The following is an 18,054-nucleotide window of genomic DNA, read 5'->3' on the forward strand; positions in this document are numbered from 1 at the left end:
AACCAGACGGGCTTCTTTTGTGCCGCCAATAGCCAATCCAGGCAGCTGTAGAGACAAAGTGAACACGCAAGAGCGGGTTGTCTACAGCCAGTAGCGCGGTAGTGGCCAACACGTGGCAACCAACCAGCAACCAAATCGGCGGCGCACTTACTGGGAATAATCGTGCAACTTATCGCTGCTATTCGCAGCCTGTTGCCGGATACGCACCTATAGGTAGGTGCCCGCTTTCCTAGAGGTTGCGCAGCTGCTTTCTTCCACCACCAAAACCCTTTCCCTGCATGCAACACTCCCTACCCAAACGTTCCGGCTACCGCCGACCCTACTACCTGACCGGGGTAGCGCTGGCGCTAAGCTGGACCACACTCGCTACGGCCAAACCCGTCCTGCTCCCCGCCACGCATGCCGTGCGCCCCGCAACCGTGTTGGCCCGCACTATTCAAGGACAGGTGAAGGACACCAACGGGCAAGCTTTGCCGGGCGTATCCATCTCCCTGAAAGGCACCGCGCAAGGCACCGTAACGGATGCCGCGGGTAACTTTCAGCTCAGCATTCCCGACGAGGTAGGGCAGCCCACGCTGGTGTTCTCCTTCATTGGCTACGAAAACCAGGAGGTGCAGGTAGGCAACCAGACTACCCTGGCCGTAACGATGCGCGAAAGCACCACCGCGCTAGATCAGGTAGTGGTGGTGGGCTACACCACGCAGGAGGCGAAAGACGTAACCGGCGCCGTGGGTGTGCTGCCGCTGGATCGGGTGAAGAACTTCCCGGTAGCCAGCCCCGAGAAACTGCTGCAAGGCCAGGTGGCAGGCGTGCAGGTGAGCACCGATGGCGCGCCCGGTGGTGGCGCCGTGGTGCGGGTGCGCGGCCTGGGCACGCTCGGCGACAGCGACCCGCTGTATATTATTGATGGAGTGCCTACGAAGAACGGTATCAATCAGTTGAACCCCAACGACATTGAGTCGATGCAGGTGCTGAAGGATGCGTCTTCCACGGCCATCTACGGGGCGCGGGCTTCCAACGGGGTAGTGGTCATCACCACCCGGCAGGGCAAATCGGGCAAGACGCAGCTGAGCTTCGACTCCTACTACGGGCTACAATCGGTGTACAACCTGCCCGACATGGTGTCGCCTACCCAGCTGGCGCAGGTGGAGTTCGATGCCCAGCGCAACAGCGGCCAGACGCCCAGCCACCCGCAGTACGGCAACGGCGCGCAACCTGTGCTACCCGAGTTTTTGCAGCGCAACCCCGATGTGCGGGCCAACGTGGCCGGCACCAACTGGTTTAAAACCATTTTCCGCACGGCGCCTATCCAGAACTACTCGCTGGGCTTGTCGGGCGGGAGCGAAACCAGCCGGCACGCCATCAACCTCACCTACTTCGGGCAAGATGGTATCCTGGATTACACGGGTTTCAAGCGCGTGTCGCTGCGCGTGAATACCGAATACACGGTGCTGAAGCGGCTGAAGGTAGGCGAGAACTTCACGGCCAGCTACGCCCGCTCGGTGCAGGCGGGTTCCAACGCCGTGAACGGCGGCATCATCTACGACGCCTACCGCCTACCCTCCATTGTGCCCGTGCGCGACGAGAACGGCAACTTTGCCGGTCCGGCTGCGGGCCTGGGCGACGCCGGCAACCCGCTACGCGCCCTCTACAACAACCGCGACAACGCCTCCCGCAACCTGCGCGCCCTGGGCAACGCCTACGCCGAGCTGGAAGTGCTCGATAACCTGTTCGTTCGCTCGTCCATCGGTATTGACTACCTGTCGAGCAACTTTCGGGGCTTTTCGCCGAGCTACACCGAGGGCATCGCCAACAACCCCATTTCCAACCTGAACGTCAACAACGCCTACACCATTAACTGGACGTGGACCAACACTGCGCGCTACAGCCGCGACTTTGGTAAGCATAACCTGGCCGTGGTGGTGGGTACGGAAGCCATTCGGAACACCAACGAAGGCTTTGCGGCCTACCGGGAAAACTTCCTGATCAGCGACCCCAACTTCCGCTACCTCGACGCGGGTCAGGGCCTGCAAACCAACAGCGGCACCGGCTCGGCCTGGGCCCTGTTCTCGCAGTTCGGCCGCCTCGACTACAACTTTGCCAGCAAGTACCTGGCCTCGGCCTCGGTGCGCCGCGACGGCTCCAGCCGCTTCCCCAGCAACAACCGCTACGCCGTGTTCCCGGCTTTCTCGGCGGGCTGGCGTTTGTCGGAGGAGACGTTCTTTAAGGAGATGAACTGGCTGAGCAACCTGAAGCTGCGCGCCTCGTGGGGGCAGAGCGGCAACCAGGAAATCGGTAACTACCCGGCCTTCGATATCTACGGCATCAGCCCGACCAACACCAACTACCCCATCACGGGGAGCAACGGTACGGTGCAAACCGGCTACGCGGCCCGCGCCATTGGCAACCCCAACCTGAAGTGGGAAACCTCCACTCAAACCGATATCGGTCTGGACTTCGGGGTGCTGCGCAACCGCTTGAATTTCAGTGTCGATTTCTTCGATAAAGTAACCAAAGACGTGCTGGTGCGGGTGCCGCGCCCGGCCCTGGCGGGCGAGGTGCTGGTGCCGTACGAAAACGCCGGCCGCATTCGCAACCGCGGCCTGGAGTTTCAGGCCAGCTACCAGAGCGACGCCGCCAAGGATTTCACTTGGGGCGTATCGGCCAACGGGTCGGTGATACGCAACAAGGTGCTGTCGCTGGGCGAGGGCAACTCCTTTATTCCGGGCTACGTGAGCAACAATCTCACGCGGGGCCTGTCGCTCTCGCGCACGGAGGTAGGCAAGCCGGTGGCGTATTTCTACGGCTATGTGGTGGATGGCATCTTCCAGAACCAGGCCGAAGTAGACGCGGCGCCAGCGCAGCGCGGCAAAGCCGTGGGCCGCTGGCGCTACCAGGATTTGAACGGCGACGGCACCGTGAACGAGCAGGACCAGCAGCAGATTGGCAAACCTCAGCCGGACTTGACCTACGGCATCAACTTCAACGCCACGTACAAGAACCTCGATCTGAGCTTGTTCATCCAGGGCGTGCAGGGCATCGATATTTACAATTTCAGCAAGTACAACACTGATTTTGCCTTCGACCCCTTCAACAAAAACACGCGCATTCTGGACTCCTGGACACCCGAAAACCCCGGAGCTTCGCTGCCCCAGCTCAGCAAAACCAACTCCAACGACGAGCTGCGGCCATCTACCTACTTCGTTGAAAATGGCTCCTACGCTCGCCTGAAAAACATTCAGCTGGGCTACACCATTCCGGTGGCCTGGACCTCGGCCATTCGGGCCAGCAGCGTGCGGGTGTACGTGCAGGCGCAGAACCTCTTCACCATCACCAACTACACGGGCATGGACCCCGAGGTGAACCTGCAAAACTACAGCGCCGTGGACCGCAACCTCGACCAGAACGTGGACCGTGGCTACTACCCGCAGCCCCGCGCGGTGCTGTTTGGCATCAACGCTCGGTTCTAACCTTCCACGCTCCTTCTCTTTGTCATGAAAAATAAAGTACTCCTGCTGGCCCTGGCAACGTCGCTGGCTAGCTGCAATAAAGATTTTCTGGACGAACAGCCCCGCGCCAGCCTTTCCTCTACGGACCTGAATAATTTGGCCGCGGTAGAGGCCCTTATTACGGCTGCCTACGCGCCGCTGGGCGGACAGATTGACGAAGGCAACAACGCCTTCAACTCGCCCGGCACCAACTGGACGTTTGGCGACGTGGTGTCGGACGATGCCTACAAAGGCGGCGGCGGGGTAGGCGACCAGAACGGCATGCACCTGATGGAGATTTTCCTCACGAACTCCAACATCATTGATGTGGAGCGCAAGTGGCGCGCCTGCTACGAGGGCATTGCCCGCGCCAACCGCGCCATTCGGGCCGTGGATGGGTTTGCGGGCATGAGCGAAGACTTGAAAAAGATTCGGCTGGGTGAGCTGCACCTGCTGCGCGGGCACTACTACTTCGATCTGAAAAAGATCTACAACCGCATACCGTGGGTAGACGAAACGGCGCGGGATATTACGGAATACGACATTCCGAACAACCTCTCGGACGCGCAGTTGTGGAAGAACATCGAAAACGACTTCCTGCTGGCCCAAACCAACCTACCCGCCAAGCAAACCGACCTGGGCCGCGTGAGCAAGGGCGCCGCCACGGCCTACCTGGCCAAGCTCTACGCCTACACCAAGGACTACCCCAAGGTGATTGCCGCCGCCGATGCAGTGCTGGCCTCGGGCCTCTACCGCCTCAACGACAACTACCACGACAACTTCGACCCCACCAGAGAGCACGGCCCGGAGAGCCTGTTTGCCATTGAGCGCTCCATCCGCGACGGTACGCCCAGCAACTTCCGGGGCAGCCTGGATGAGCGCCTGCTGAACCCCGGCGGCCCCTACTACCCCGTCTACGGCTTCGATATGCCGAGCCAGGACTTGGTGAATGCCTTCAAAACCACCGCGGCTGGCCTACCCCAAACCGATAAGTCGGACGTGGGCGCTGCTGACTCCGTAGACCCGCGCCTCGACCACGCGGTGGCCCGGCCCGGCATTCAGTTTCTGGACTTGGCACCTTATGGAGCCAATTGGGTTCGCGATGCGGGTACCTACGGCGTGTTCAGCTTCAAGAAGCGCATGGTGAGTTCCCGCTCCACGTTCTACCTCAACCAGTTTCCGTGGGTGAGTGCCCTGAACTACGACATCATCCGGCTGGCCGATGTGCTGCTGCTGAAGGCCGAAGCCCAGGTGGAAACCGGCAACCTGGAGGGCGCCCGCGCCATTGTGAACCAGATTCGGCGGCGAGCCAACAACGATAAGGTGCTGAGCGCCAACGGCACGCCCGCCGCTACCTACAATGTGGCCGAGTACACCACTCCCTGGACCGACCCGGCCATTGCCCGCCAGGCCGTACGCACCGAGCGCCGCCTGGAGCTGGCGCTGGAAGGCCACCGCTTCTTCGACCTAGTGCGCTGGGGCATTGCCGACGAGGTGATGAACGACCACTTCAACCGCGAGAAAAGCCGCCGCACGTTTATGTCCACGGCGCGCTTCATAAAAGGCACGCACGAGTACTGGCCCATTCCGCAGTCGCAAATCAACCTGAGCAAAGGGCAATTGACGCAGAACCCAGGGTATAACTAAGCCTCTTTACTTTTAAGCCGTTTGTGTTACCCAGTGAACGATGTAGAGACGCATACTTGCGTCTTGTCGTTGAACGAAAGTCGGTCTGGTAGTGCGAACGACCAGACGCTAGTTAACGCAAACAGCCGCTAAGCGAAAACGTCATGCAGGGAAGCTTTCTGCATGACGTTTTCGCTTAAAGGAAAGGTGTAATACACAACGTAAAAACAGTTCTTGATGATGTGGCGACTACCTTCTGCCTTTCTACTGTTGGTGCTACTCAGCCGTTTCGGCTACGCCCAGGCACCACCGCCGGCCCAACGCACCGACTCGGTGTTGGTGGCGAAAACCTACCCGCTGCTGGCCTTACTGGAGGCAAAGCCAGCCCTGCGAAAAATAGTACAGGCCGATAAGGTGTTGCAACGCGTAGCGCAACGGCAGGCCCAACGCAGCTACCCGTTGCTCGCGGCGCGCCCCGCCAACGTGCAGCGCTACGTCGATTCGCTGGTGTGGCAGCCACGGGAGATTCGCGCTATCGGGCAGGAGCTACAGCGGTTGTATGTGGCCGACAAGGCGTTTAAAGTGGCGGTGCAGCCGTTGCTTGGTTCAGGCGGAGGCTACCCACTCTACGCTGCTCAACCCGATACGACCACCTTGCGCCTGGCCTGGCAAGATGCTGTGCAGGGCCTCAACCGCACGTTGCAAGTGTACGTGGCCAGCATGCGCCCGCGCTACCCCGTCATCGACTCCATTAGCTTTCCGCGCCAGGATGCTGCGTTTGCCCAGGCGCTACAGCAACAGCTATTGCCGTTACGGAAACGCCGCCAGCCCGCTACGTTCTATGAGGTGCCCCTACACGCTACCTTGGCCGCACTGCGTCTGAACGGCCGCGACGAAGCCGCCCGCTACGAGCCGCTTGGCGCGGGCCTTAATGCGGCTCCCAGCGCCGCCGTGGCCGGCACCGAGTGGGCGCGTTTCCCCTATACCATGATCTTGGTGCCGGGCATGGGACCCGAGCAGCCCGGCGTGGCACTGGACTCGATGAGTGCGCTACGTTGCCGCATGGCGGCGGCGCGCTACCGGGCGGGACAGGCGCCGTTTGTGGTGGTGTCGGGCGGGCACGTGCACCCCAACAAGACGCCCTTCTGCGAGGCCGTGGAGATGAAGAAATACATGGTCGGAACGCTGGGGCTGCCCGATGCGGCAGTGTTCATTGAGCCCCACGCCCGCCACACCACCACCAATCTGCGCAACGTTAGCCGGATGCTCTATGCCTTTGGCTTCCCCACGGATAAGCCCGTGCTGACCGTTACCGACGCCAGCCAGAGCCGCTACATCCTGAACATGGCCGAGCGTTGCCGCCGCGAGCTGGGCTACGTGCCCTACCGCGACCTACAACGCCTCTCCGATACAGAAAACAGCTACCTGCCGGTGCCCGAGGCCCGCCAACCCAACCCGTTCGACCCGCTCGATCCATAAAGCTGGCAACTAGTAGATAACCCTGTATCGCGTAATTTTTCCGCATGAAGCACTTATTCTGGCTCTTTTTCGCGCTTTGCTCTCTGCCAGCGCTGGCCCAAACGTCGCCTACCGAGCAGGTCAACGTTTTTCTGGGTTCATCCGGCGACCATGGTCAGATGTCGCCCGCCGCGTCCTACCCATTTTCCATGCTGAGCCTGGGGCCGCAGACCTACCCTAACCTGCATACCGGCTATGAGCACTTGGCCCGCACCTTTCTGGGCTTCACGCACACGCGGTTCGAGGGGGTAGGGTGCCAGGGCGCGGGCGGCAATCTGCTGGTGAAACCATTTCTGGGGAGTGACCCGGCGCAAACGCAACTCCTGAAAAAGACTGAGCACGCCGAGCCGGGCTACTACAGCGTCACGTTTGCCAACGGGGTAGGGGCTGAGCTAACGGTAGGGCAGCGCTTCGGGCTGCACCGCTACCATTTTCCAAGCGGGGCCGCGTCGGGGTTGTTCTTCAACCTGAGCCATTCCTTCGCCAACGGTTTCAAGCAAGAGGAACACACGACGCAAAACACTACCCTTACGGGTTGGATTGAAGCCGGTACCACCTGTAGCGCGGGCAAATACCGGCTTTACTACTTCCTCGAAATCAACCAACCCGTGCAATGGGAAACAGCAGGTGAGCACAAAATAGTAGCTCGCCTACCCAACGGCACCGCCGACGTAGAGGTGCGCGTGGCCTTCTCGTCCGTGAGTGCGGATGATGCCCGTGCCACGGTGCAAGGGCAGGCAAGAGCTTCGTTGGCGGAAGTGCGCCGCGCGGCCAGTCAGGCTTGGAACGCGCTGCTCACCCGCGTGCAGGTGCAAGGCGATGCCGACCGCGAAAAGCTGTTTTACTCGTTGCTCTACCGCACGTTGCAGTCGCCGTACGTGGTGTCGGAGGCGGATGGGCGCTACCGGGCCACCGATGGTTCGGTGCAGAAATCGAAGCGGCCGGTGTATAACGGGTGGGCTATCTGGGACAACTACCACACCCAGCTGCCGCTGTTTTCGCTGGCCTACCCCACCGAGTTTCAGGACGTAGCCACATCGTTGGCGGGCTTGTATCGCTACGGCAAGAAGGACTTTGCTACCCAGCACGAGCCCTCGCCCACCGTGCGTACGGAGCACGCCATTGTGGTGCTACTCGACGCCGTGCGCAAAGGCTACCGGGTAGACCTGCGCGGCATCCGCGACTCACTAATCCGGGAAGTCAACCGCCTCGACTACTCCCATCCCGATAAGGCGCTGGAGTCGTCGTACGACGCGTGGGCACTGAGCGAGCTGCTGGGCATTCTGAAAGACAAAACCCTGAGTGCGCAGTATCGACGCAAAGCCCTGGAATACAAAGAGTATTGGAAGAAGGATTTCCTGGATATGACCCGCTCCGACGTGGACCGCCTACCCGCCCGCGGCATGTACCAGGGCACCATCTGGCAATACCGCTGGAACGTGCCCTACGACATCAAAGGCTTACAAGAGATGGTAGGCGGCGAGGCAGAATTCCGTCAGCAGCTCGATACATTTTTCGGCGGAGATTACTACAACCACGCCAACGAAACCGACCTGCAAGCGCCTACCCTCTATAACGCCACCCGCCAGCCCTGGCAGTCGCAGGCGCTCATGCACCAACTGGCCGTCGATACGGTGGTGCAGAACTACTTCAACGACAACAGCCGCGGCATCGACCCCTACGTGGGCCGCATCTACCAGAACCAGCCCAAAGCCTACCTGCGCACCATGGACGACGACGCGGGCGCCATGTCGGCGTGGTACGTACTGACGGCCTGCGGTCTGATGCCTGCTTGCGTGGGGCAGCCCGTGTACTACCTTAACCTACCCTTATTCCGGGAAGTGAAGGTGCAAGTGGCGGATAAAAAGCAGCTAACGATTCAGGTAGAAAATTACACGCCTACCCGTCGCTACATCCAAAGCGCCCGCCTGAACGGCAAACCTCTGAACCGCAACTGGCTCACACATAAAGAACTGTCGGCGGGTGGCTCACTGGTGTTCGTGGCCAGCGACACCCCGAACGAAGCGTGGGGTAGGGAAAACCAGTGGGTTTCGTCGCTGAGTGAATAATTCACTCACCATCTGTCATTCTAAATTTTCTGTGTCATTCTGAGCGGAGCGAAGGACCTTATCACGTTGAAACGAGTCGTTATTACGCTTGTCGTTCAACTGGCAAAAGGTCCTTCGCTCCGCTCAGAATGACACAGAAAATTTAGAATGACAAATAAGTGGAATCTTCTACTTCGGCTCCATCTCAACAACCGGTGCAACTGGCGGCTGAATTGGCCACAGCGCCTGCCGCAGCCAGCAGCCGGACAGCGCGGCCAAGCCACCTACCAACCCGCCTACTATTATCGTCACGAGCAGCAGCAGTGCGATGCTGCCGCTGAGGGGTAGCAACTCAGCCACACGATGCGCCAACACGCTATTATTCTGCCCATTCAGCCAGATAGCCAGCACCAGCCAGCCCAGCCCTACCCCGAAAAAGCCCGCCAGAAAGGCCTTGCCACCGGTGCGGCCCACCAACAGCGCCAGCAAAAAGGCCACGGGTACAATGCACCACCAGGGTAGGAAAATCTGCGCTACGGTGGCTGCGATGAGAATCAGAAGGAAGAGAAGCATCTTATTTCGTTGTCAGTTTCCAGGCGGCGCGGATTCGTTCGTTGCGCTCGTTGGGTTTTTGCAGGAAAACCAGTTCTGGCAGCTTGCCTTGCACCCACGGGTCAATCATGTTGTCATAGTAGCGCGAGCCGGGGTTGCCGCTCTGTCCGCCCGGAAACAGGCCGTAGGCCTTGGGCTGCGGCCCCAGCGCCACCACCATGCGCCACGAAGGGCCGTTGCGCTCGGTAATGGCATTCACGATGCCCACGCCGCCGCCCACGTTCAAGTTCATATGCCCGAAGCCGGGGAGCTGGGCCAGGTGCAGAATGTCGGTGCTCTTTTGGTTGGCCCAGTGCCAATCGTCGTTGAGGGGGCCAAACTTGCGCGTGAGCGAGTCGGTAGCCCAGCGGAACGATTGCAGCGCCAGATCGGGTAGGGTCTCCTTTTCGGGCGTCAGCTTGTCATCGATCCACGGTGAGTTGGGTTGTTGCAGGATGAGCGTGTTCGTCCGGTCGCGGTTGGGGTAGCGCATTTCCAGGCCGGTTTGCTTGCCGAAATCATCCTCCCAAATTCGTTTGATAAGTTGATTATACCACAGCTCGTAGATGCTCGGCCCCAGCGCGTCGGCATCGTAGGAGAAGTTCCAGCGTTGCAGCTCCTGGTATACGCGCTGCTCCGCAGGTTTCAGTTGGCCCGGCGCTACCAACGCCAGCATCCGCGGCAGCATCAGTTGGGCATTGATGCCGAAATTGTCGAGCTGCAACAGGCGCAGGCTGTCGGGGGTAGCGCGCTGCATGCGGGCCAGCCGCTCATTGATGCGGTGGCCCCGGTCCCAGAGCGAAAACTGCCACCCCAGGTAGTAGGGGTACTCCGGTCCCACCGGCGTCTGGTTGGCCGACGACACAAACCCGCGCTTCGGGTTGTACGACAATGGGTTCTGCTGGGCCGGAATCCAGCCGTGCCAGTCGTAGGCCGAGTCGGTACCATCCAGAATAAACTTGCCCTGGTCGTTCCACTTCAGCGGGAAACGGCCATTGGGCCGGATGGCAATATCCTTCTGATTGCTGGCAAAAATGAAGTTTTGGGCAGGCGAGCCGTAATGCGTGAGGGCCGCCAGATAGTCGGGGTAGGCGTGGGCGCGGTTGAGCAGGTAGAAGGTCAGCACCTCGTTGGCGCCGTCGTGCGCGGTCCAGCGCAGGGCATGGTGCACGGGCGTTTGGGATGAGAAGGGCTTCTCGTCGTGGTCGTACACGATGGGGCCGTGGCGGGTGTAGAGCACCGTGTCGAGGCGGTCGGGCTGCCCTTTTATCTGGATGCGCTCTACCACCCGGCGCACCGGCAGCCAGCGGCCAGCGTATTGATATTCGCGCTTGGTAGCGTCTTTAAACTTGATCTGGTACCAGTCCATCACGTCGGCGCCGGTGTTGGTCACGCCCCAGGCCACGTCCTGATTGAAGCCAATAATCAGGGTAGGCGCCCCCGGAATCGACACGCCGTACACGTTTACGCCCGGCGCCGAGAGCTGCATCTGGTACCAAATGCTGGGCAGATTCAGCTGCAAGTGCGGGTCGTTGGCCAAGATGGGGTAGCCCGTGGCCGACTTCGCCGCGCCCACCGCAAAGTTGTTGGAGCCCAAATCCGGCGCCGGCTCATGCTGCGGTACCTTCCCCGACATAGCCGCCTCAAACCCCGCCGGGGTAGGCGGCACGGGCACCGGCGTGAAGCTGCGGGGCGAGCCTACCGGTACAATCGGGTCTTCCAGCCGCGGATAGTCCGGAAACAGGTCTTTCACTACCTCCGGCCCGTATTTGCCCAGCGCGTTGCTCAGGCGCAAATCATCGGAGCGGCCGCTCAGGTCGAAGGCCATCAGCTTGAGTAGCAGGGCGCTTTTCAGCGGCGCCCACGGCTCGGGGGCGTAGTTCAGGAGCTTGTACTCGAAGGGGTAGTCTTTGGGATTGAGGGAGTTGATGTAGGCATTCACGCCGTCGGAATAGGCTGTGAGGGCGAGCTTGGTGCGTGGGTCCACCATCATCGAGTCGAGGGAGCGTTGCGCGCCGTACACCATGCCCATGCGCCGGAAAAAGCGGTCCATCTCCAGGCGCTCCGGCCCCACAATCTCAGCCAGCCGGCCAGCCGCCACGTGGGTCATAAAGTCCATCTGCCAGAGCCGGTCGCGGGCTGTGAGGTAGCCTTGCGTGTAGTACAGGTCGTGGTCGTTTTGGGCAAAGACGTGGGCCACGCGCTGGTCGTCGAAGCGCACTTGTACTGGTTGCTCCAGGGCAGGTAGGGCCAGCTCCTGCCGCTTGGGAAAGTCGGCCGCCGTTTCGCCCTCGCGCCAAAAACCCACATACGGACTCAGAAACTTGCCAAACGGTGGCACAGTACCGTGGCTGGTATGCAGCACCCACGTGAGGGCAATGGTGAGGACAAAAGCAACGGCAAACTTGATCCAGCGGAAAACCATAGCAGGTGAATTAAGCGCTGGAAGGTAGGGAAGTAGGACGAAAATCTTGTGGCCTACCCCATACTGAATTATACGGCGAGGTACTGCATCAGCAACCAACCCAGCAGTGCCAGCCGCACCGTCCAGAGCACCGTGCGCAGCCAGTTGGTGCGTATCAGCCCATCAATGGCCACGTAATCGTAGCCGTGCTGCCCCAGCCGGTTGTGGAACGGCACCGACACAAAAAACGTGGCGGCCCAAATGGCTACCACCAGCGCCAGCCCTACCCAACCCGCCGCGCCTAGGGTAGCCCGTCCTTGCCACGCCAGCCACAAGGCCAGGCCCAGCTCGGCCACCATTGGGGCCAGCACCACCCAACTGATGCGAGTGGAGTGCCGCTGGTGAAACGCCGCAAACCGCTCCGGCGCTACCTCCGCAAACGCGGGATACACCACCAGCTGCACCGTCCAGATAACGCCGGTGAGATAGGCCGTAAGGGCGCCATTGAGCAGCAGCAGGGTAGGGAGAGACATGGTAGAGAAAGGTAGAAAGTGGGGTGCAATAGGCTTTTGGAGTTGAATACGTACCTGCTGTAAAATAGCGGGGCAACCCTTGTGCAAGTAGTTGCATCTACCACACATACCTCACCACTAACCGTACCCCCATGAAAACGCTGACCTTTCTTTGCCTGCTCTTATTTGCTGCCTTCCTGACGCAGCCAGCGCTAGCCGATACCCGCGAAACGCGGCAGGTAAGCGCTTTTTCTGAAATTGGGTTGGGAGGCTCAGCCAACGTGATACTGCGCCAGGGTAGCCCCCAAAAGGTAGAGGTAGAAGGCAGCTCCGAAGACATAGCACGCCTCGAAACTATCGTCGAAGGCAAACGCCTGCGCATTCGACGCAAGCCAGAAAACAACTCCCGCGGCCGCGACTACCAGGGCAAAATCACCGTCTACATCACCATGCCCGACATCAACGCGCTGGCCGTGAGCGGTTCGGGTAGCATCAAGGCCATGACTGATGTGCAAAGCCACGTGTTGGCACTATCCATTAGCGGCTCGGGCGACATTGAACTGCCCGAAATGCAGGCCGACAAAACGGATATTTCCATCTCGGGCTCGGGCAGCGTAAACGTAGCGGGCGTCAGCACCGATACCAACGTGAGCATCAGTGGCTCGGGCAGCATTCAGGCCACCAAGCTGCGCGCCGAAACGTGCGGCGTGCGTATTGCCGGTTCGGGCAATGCCCGCGTGTATGCCTCCAAAACGCTGGACGCTCGCATCGCCGGTTCGGGCAGCGTATACGTGAGCGGCAATCCGCAAGTGAGCAGTTCCGTAGCCGGCAGCGGCCGCGTGCACCGCAGCTAAGGGTAGGACGGCGTGACCCCACCCCTCCGGGAGAGGGGTGGGGTCTAGTAGTAGTAACGTTGTGAAAAGTGAAAACTCACTCCTCACAATTCCACAAGTTCCCCTTTACGCCTGGCACCCCTCTCCCGGAGGGTAGGGGCTGGGGGTAGGGGCACGCTCGTTAAAAATCGAACAGGCCGCGGCGGGTGCCGCTTTTCTCCCGGCTTCTCGACTTTTTCTTGTCTTTATCTCCGCCGAAAACATTGTTGAGGAAGCCGGTTTTCCTTTCCTTCACCAAAATGTAGCGGACTGAAATAGCCGTGGGAAAGCGGGCCCAGTCGGAGGAGCCGAACTCCACGCTGGGCTTGAAATCGGCGGACAAAACCAGCCGGGTAATGGGCAATTTGTATTCCAAGCCCACAATAACATCCACGCCGCCAAAGGCCCCGTCGTCTTTGTGGTTGCCTACGTGGCCGCCTGCGCCCAGATAGTAGTTGAGGCTGGGCCCCAGGATACCGAAGTGACGCTCAGCCAGTAGCGCGGCACTCACCTCGCGGTTGCCTACCAGGCCAAGTCCTTCCAGAGTTGTTTTTTCAAAGATTTTCTGTTGTAGGGTGAGGCCGTAGTTGCCGGCTCCCAAACGCACGCCGGCCGCTGTGCGGTATTTCTGCGCCCGTGCCGCTGGCGCCGCGCCCAGCAGTAGCATGAATAGAATTAGGGCAATACGTGGGGGGAAAGCGGGAAAAGTCATAATCTTGTAACGGCAAAGCGTGAACTCAGCCTAGGGAGTGGCGTTTGTTGGGGCGGAGCCTACAAAGTACGGGCCGCTTCGGCAAAACGATGCCCTGGGTCTGATTTGATGTGTGGCCCCTTCTTTTTTTCTTGCTTTCCCTAGTTCCTTTCCCGTGTATATTCATCAGGTAGCCACCTATCTACCGACGCAAGTAGTAACCAACGAGCATTTCACTCAACTCAACGGGCTGTCGGACGAGTGGATTATTGAGCGCACTGGCATTCGGGAGCGACGCAAAGCGGCTCCCGGCGAAAATACCAATACCATGGCCGTAGAGGCCACCGAGCGCGCCCTGGCTGCCGCGCCGGACTTTGCGGCCGGTCTCGATCTTATTGTGGGCGCCACCTACACGCCCCACGACACCATTTTCACGGTAGCGCACGCCGTGCAAATAGCCGTGGGCGTCGATGATATCCCGACGGTAAGTATTTCCTCGGCTTGCTCTTCCCTGCTGAATGCGGTGGAAATTGTAGAAGGCTATTTTGCCATGGGCAAAGCCACACGCGCCATTGTAGTAGTGTCGGAACACAACACGGCCTACAACAACGAGCAGGATACCATGGCCGGCCACCTCTGGGGAGACGGCGCCGCTACCCTACTCATCAGCAAAGAGCGCCTGAGCCCAGATGATATTCGTATTGTGGACGTGATGACCGGTGGCGCCGCTACCCGTGGCAAAGCCAGCACTGCCGTCACGCTGAAGCCGGTGGAGAAAGGCATTGTGATGCCCTTCGGCAAAGACGTGTTTATTCATGCCTGCCAGTACATGGCCCGTGTAACCACGCAGTTGCTGGAGCGCAATACCTTGAACGTTAGCGACGTGCGCTACTTGATTCCGCACCAGGCCAACCTGCGCATCACGCGCAATGTGGTAGAACAGCTAGGCCTACCCGAAGACCGGGCCGTATCCAATATTCAGTTCCTGGGCAACACGGGCTGCGCCGGCGCCGCCATCGGCCTAGCCGATACCTGGCCCAACCTCCAACAAGGCGACCGGGTAGTCATCACCGTATTCGGCGGTGGCTATTCCTACGGCGCTATGTTGCTGGAAAAATAAGTTGTTGTTAGGTTGCCAGTAAGCAGAAAAGCGTCTGTCATCCTGAGCGCAGCGAAGGACCCTTCTCACGTCAGCACGATTATCGTAACAACGACTCGTTCTACCGTGGAAAGGTCCTTCGCTTAGAATGACAGACGCTTCTTTGCTTACTGGCAACCTAACAACTCATCTACAGCCGAATAAAGCGCACGGTGCCTTTGCGGCCGGTTTCATCGGTCCAGCGCACGGCGTACCAGCCGGGGTGCAGACCATCTGCATTCAGGGTAAATAAGTTGAGGCCGGTTTGCAGCGAAATAGCCCTACCCTGGATGTACCGGCCAAGGGCATCGTAGATGTATAGCCGTAAGGTGGTGGCAGCGCCAGTGTTGTATTGAAATTGTAAGGGGCCATTGCTCAGCGGGTTGGGGTAGAGTGCCAGGCCCGTGAGGGATGAGGCGTCGGAAGTGGTGGCAATGGGTGTGGTGGTGTCCAGTGAGCCATCGGGGCGGCGTATGCGCAGGCGGTAGTAGAGCAAGCTGCTGGTAGGCGCTTGCGCATCGGCATAGCCATAGTTGTTGCCGGTGGCGCCAGCAGCTATGGTAGCCAGAGTTTGCCAGTTGCGGGCAGTGGTATCTGCGCTGGTACGCTCCACTACAAATTCCTGTATAAAGCACTCGTCGCGGGTGGTCCAGGTGAGGATGGGGCCAGTGGCGGTAAACCGGGTGAGCGGTGCGGGTAGCATGGCTGGCTCATCGCAGCTGGCGGCCGGGAAGCTGCGCGTACGCAGCAACAAGCGCCCGCCGGCAATGTCGCTAACGGGGCTGAGAGTGCGGCTCACCTGCCCGCGCGATACGGCGTAGTGCATCACGGCAGAAGGCCGAATCAGGTGAGAAAGCTGCTGGGCGTGCCCTAGTTCGTGCACGGCTACTGTCTCAAAGTCAAGCTGTTGAGGCGCGGGTGCGCTAGGGCCAAACTGCCAGGCCGCCGCACTGGAAAACAGCATATCAATCTCGCGCACGTAAAACACAATACTGCCATTGGCGTTGCGGCAGCCGCTGTAATAGCTGGTGGTGCGCCCCAGCACGTTGACGGGTAGGGTAGCGCCGGCAGTAGAGCCGCTGGTCTGGTCGAAGCCCACGGAGTTTTGTCCGTCGTCGGCCACGCCGTTGGTGGTGCGGGTGTCGCCTACCTGCCAGTTGATGCCCGAGGAGCAACGCCAGTTTTCCAGCGCCCGTTGCCAGGCCGCCGACGCAGCCGCATTGGCCGCAAAGTTCTGATCGAAGCGAAATGTGTAGCCGCCGTTGTCATTTTGGTTGATGTGGCCGGGGCGGTAGGTGAGCTTGCCAGTGGTTTCCTGCACGTTGCTGATGGCGTATACCACCGTAAGCACCTGGGCGCTGGTAGCAGTCACTTGGTCGCTGCTGGTCACACGCACTTGGCCGGTGCCGGCCGGGTGGGCATCGGCACTATACGAGGGTACCCGCACCTGAATGCTTGTGTTCGTCCAGGAAACGTAATCTGTATCCAGTGGCCGCGTGAAGGTAGCGCCGCCATCATCAGCATTCCGAAACTCCACGAAGCCCGTGCCCCGCGTAGCACCAAAGCCCGTGCCCGTAATCGTCAGCACCGACTCGGTGCCGGCGGTGGTCGTCAGTGGAGACAGCGCCGCAATCACCGGCGCTTGTCCGCGGGCTGCGGTGCCCGCACGTCGTTGGGCGGTAGTCAGGGCCGGGTTGGCCTGCACCACGCGCCGCGCCTGACCCGTGAGGTTGGTCAGGGAAGCGTAGAATGTATCGCCGAGGGTAGGGTAGGAGCGAAACGATTCCTTAGCCGTGGCCGTGGCTAGGTCGTATTGAATGAAGCCCTGCTCGCTGCCATACGCCGCCCAAGCTGCTCCCCCAACGGCATCCAGCCCCGCAAACGGCGCTGGGTACAAGAACAACACACCCTGCTGGCCAGCGCTGAGCGTCAAGGTGTTGGTTAGGTGCTGCTGGTCGAGGTCTACGGTGCCGCCCTCTGTCACCACGGTAATTTCAGCCGCCGCCGCGCCTTTGAATACCTGATACACCCGTACCCGGTGAGATGTATAGATGTGCTGGTGGGCTGCATCCCAAAAGCCCTTAGAGTCTAGTACTTCACCTTCTATCACCAAACTGGCCTGCCCGGCCCGGCGTGCCGGATCGAGGGGCTGCATCAGGCAATGCAATTCGTCGGTGGGGGTAGGGGCAATTAGCTGAGCACGGGTAGGCAGCGCGAAGCTGCAAAAGGCAACGCCCAGTAGGAGCTGGGTAGCGCGGGAGAAAAGCATAAAGAGTGGCGTAGACAGTGTATCACGCACAAGTACGGATTTTCGTATCAGCCGAGTTGAATTTTTTTTAGGACCCCAGCCAACCTATTCGTATTCTTGATGCTCTGCTACTTATCGATGCCTTTCCATTTATTCTACATAGTGTATCATGAAAGCAATTCTAATGTCGGCCGTTGCAGCCGTTCTGCTACTACCGAGCATTTCGTTTGGGCAAACCGAGAAAGAGATTGACAACCCGGCGGCCGCTACGTCTACCCCATCCACCACATGGTTACCCAATACGCTATTCAAGCTAGGGACGGGTTTAACCCGCGATTCGGGATATGGAAGCTATTCCGGTTTGCTGCTGCCGATTACGCTCGGTGTAGAGCGCCAGCTTACGCCGAAGTTTTCTGTCTACGGTAATATATCACCAATGCTACAAACGGGTGGCCGTTATCGAACGAATGATAGATCATTTGTACAATTAGCACGGATCAACACAGACCTTGGAGCGCGTTATTACTACAATCAGATAAAGCGAGAGCAGCGCGGCCGTGCACACGGCCCGTTTATAGGTAACTATTTGGCTTTGCAACTCAGCAATGATTGGTATAGCTACAAGCCATACTATGCGACAGATATGCGGCGTCAGTATGGGTACGACTATTCAGGTGTGACAGTACTATGGGGTATGCAGCGCCGGATAGGCAACTGGGGACTATTTGATGGTAACGTAGGCCTAGGGGTAGGAAACCATCAGAAATACATCTACAACAATGCTACGAATACGGGAGAGATAAAACGTCCGCTGAGTCCTATAGCAGAACTGAACATTCGCCTTAGCCTAGCGCATTAATCAAGGAAAACTTTTATAAAACCCTGACAGAGCTTTAAGCCCCGTCAGGGTTTTTTTGC

At 59.5% G+C, this 18,054-nt stretch carries 12 protein-coding genes; 7 read left to right on the forward strand and 5 right to left on the reverse strand.

Translation table 11 applies throughout. The annotated features are described in order from the left end of the window. The first annotated feature begins 278 nt into the window (after positions 1 to 278). The 4 genes from F1C16_RS19050 (at position 279) to F1C16_RS19065 (ending at position 8,701) form a co-directional block, all read left to right on the forward strand. Positions 279 to 3,470, forward strand: a complete 3,192-nt coding sequence (locus F1C16_RS19050) for a TonB-dependent receptor (protein WP_185282173.1) — start codon at positions 279 to 281, stop codon at positions 3,468 to 3,470. 24 nt (positions 3,471 to 3,494) lie between these two features. Then, the gene (locus tag F1C16_RS19055; RefSeq protein WP_185282174.1) at positions 3,495 to 5,135 is read left to right on the forward strand and encodes a RagB/SusD family nutrient uptake outer membrane protein; all 1,641 of its coding nucleotides are present in this window, start codon (positions 3,495 to 3,497) and stop codon (positions 5,133 to 5,135) included. Positions 5,136 to 5,351: 216 nt separating this feature from the next. After that, complete coding sequence (locus F1C16_RS19060; RefSeq protein ID WP_185282175.1) at positions 5,352 to 6,593, forward strand: YdcF family protein; 1,242 nt, start codon at positions 5,352 to 5,354, stop codon at positions 6,591 to 6,593. Between the two features lie 44 nt (positions 6,594 to 6,637). After that, entirely contained in the window at positions 6,638 to 8,701 is a 2,064-nt protein-coding gene (locus tag F1C16_RS19065) for a glycoside hydrolase domain-containing protein (protein WP_185282176.1), read from the forward strand. 168 nt (positions 8,702 to 8,869) lie between these two features. Here the strand turns inward: F1C16_RS19065 and F1C16_RS19070 are convergent, their stop codons facing one another. The 3 genes from F1C16_RS19070 to F1C16_RS19080 form a co-directional block, all read right to left on the reverse strand. Beyond that, complete coding sequence (locus F1C16_RS19070) at positions 8,870 to 9,253, reverse strand: hypothetical protein (protein ID WP_185282177.1); 384 nt, start codon at positions 9,251 to 9,253, stop codon at positions 8,870 to 8,872. Between the two features lies 1 nt (position 9,254). Continuing rightward, on the reverse strand, positions 9,255 to 11,696 hold the full coding sequence (locus F1C16_RS19075) for a penicillin acylase family protein (protein WP_185282178.1): 2,442 nt from the start codon (positions 11,694 to 11,696) through the stop codon (positions 9,255 to 9,257). Between the two features lie 68 nt (positions 11,697 to 11,764). Further along, entirely contained in the window at positions 11,765 to 12,208 is a 444-nt protein-coding gene (locus tag F1C16_RS19080; protein WP_185282179.1) for a hypothetical protein, read from the reverse strand. 131 nt (positions 12,209 to 12,339) lie between these two features. On the opposite strand from F1C16_RS19080, the gene F1C16_RS19085 reads away from it, so the two are divergent. Continuing rightward, positions 12,340 to 13,041: a head GIN domain-containing protein gene (locus F1C16_RS19085; protein WP_185282180.1), complete on the forward strand. Its 702-nt coding sequence runs from the start codon at positions 12,340 to 12,342 to the stop codon at positions 13,039 to 13,041. A 160-nt stretch (positions 13,042 to 13,201) separates the two neighbouring features. On the opposite strand, the gene F1C16_RS19090 is transcribed toward F1C16_RS19085, so the two are convergent. Further along, positions 13,202 to 13,771: a hypothetical protein gene (locus F1C16_RS19090; protein ID WP_185282181.1), complete on the reverse strand. Its 570-nt coding sequence runs from the start codon at positions 13,769 to 13,771 to the stop codon at positions 13,202 to 13,204. Positions 13,772 to 13,925: 154 nt separating this feature from the next. Between F1C16_RS19090 and F1C16_RS19095 the strand changes: the two genes are divergently transcribed. Then, positions 13,926 to 14,870 (forward strand): 3-oxoacyl-ACP synthase III family protein, encoded by a 945-nt coding sequence (locus F1C16_RS19095; RefSeq protein ID WP_185282182.1) that lies wholly within the window; start codon positions 13,926 to 13,928, stop codon positions 14,868 to 14,870. Between the two features lie 169 nt (positions 14,871 to 15,039). Here the strand turns inward: F1C16_RS19095 and F1C16_RS19100 are convergent, their stop codons facing one another. Further along, positions 15,040 to 17,157, reverse strand: a complete 2,118-nt coding sequence (locus tag F1C16_RS19100; RefSeq protein WP_185282183.1) for a T9SS type A sorting domain-containing protein — start codon at positions 17,155 to 17,157, stop codon at positions 15,040 to 15,042. 148 nt (positions 17,158 to 17,305) lie between these two features. On the opposite strand from F1C16_RS19100, the gene F1C16_RS19105 reads away from it, so the two are divergent. After that, positions 17,306 to 17,995 carry a hypothetical protein gene (locus tag F1C16_RS19105; RefSeq protein WP_185282184.1) on the forward strand — a complete coding sequence of 230 codons (690 nt, stop codon included), beginning with the start codon at positions 17,306 to 17,308 and terminating at the stop codon, positions 17,993 to 17,995. The last annotated feature ends 59 nt before the right edge of the window (positions 17,996 to 18,054 follow it).

The organism is Hymenobacter sp. NBH84, assembly GCF_014217645.1.
GTDB classification, from domain to species: Bacteria; Bacteroidota; Bacteroidia; order Cytophagales; family Hymenobacteraceae; genus Hymenobacter; species Hymenobacter profundi.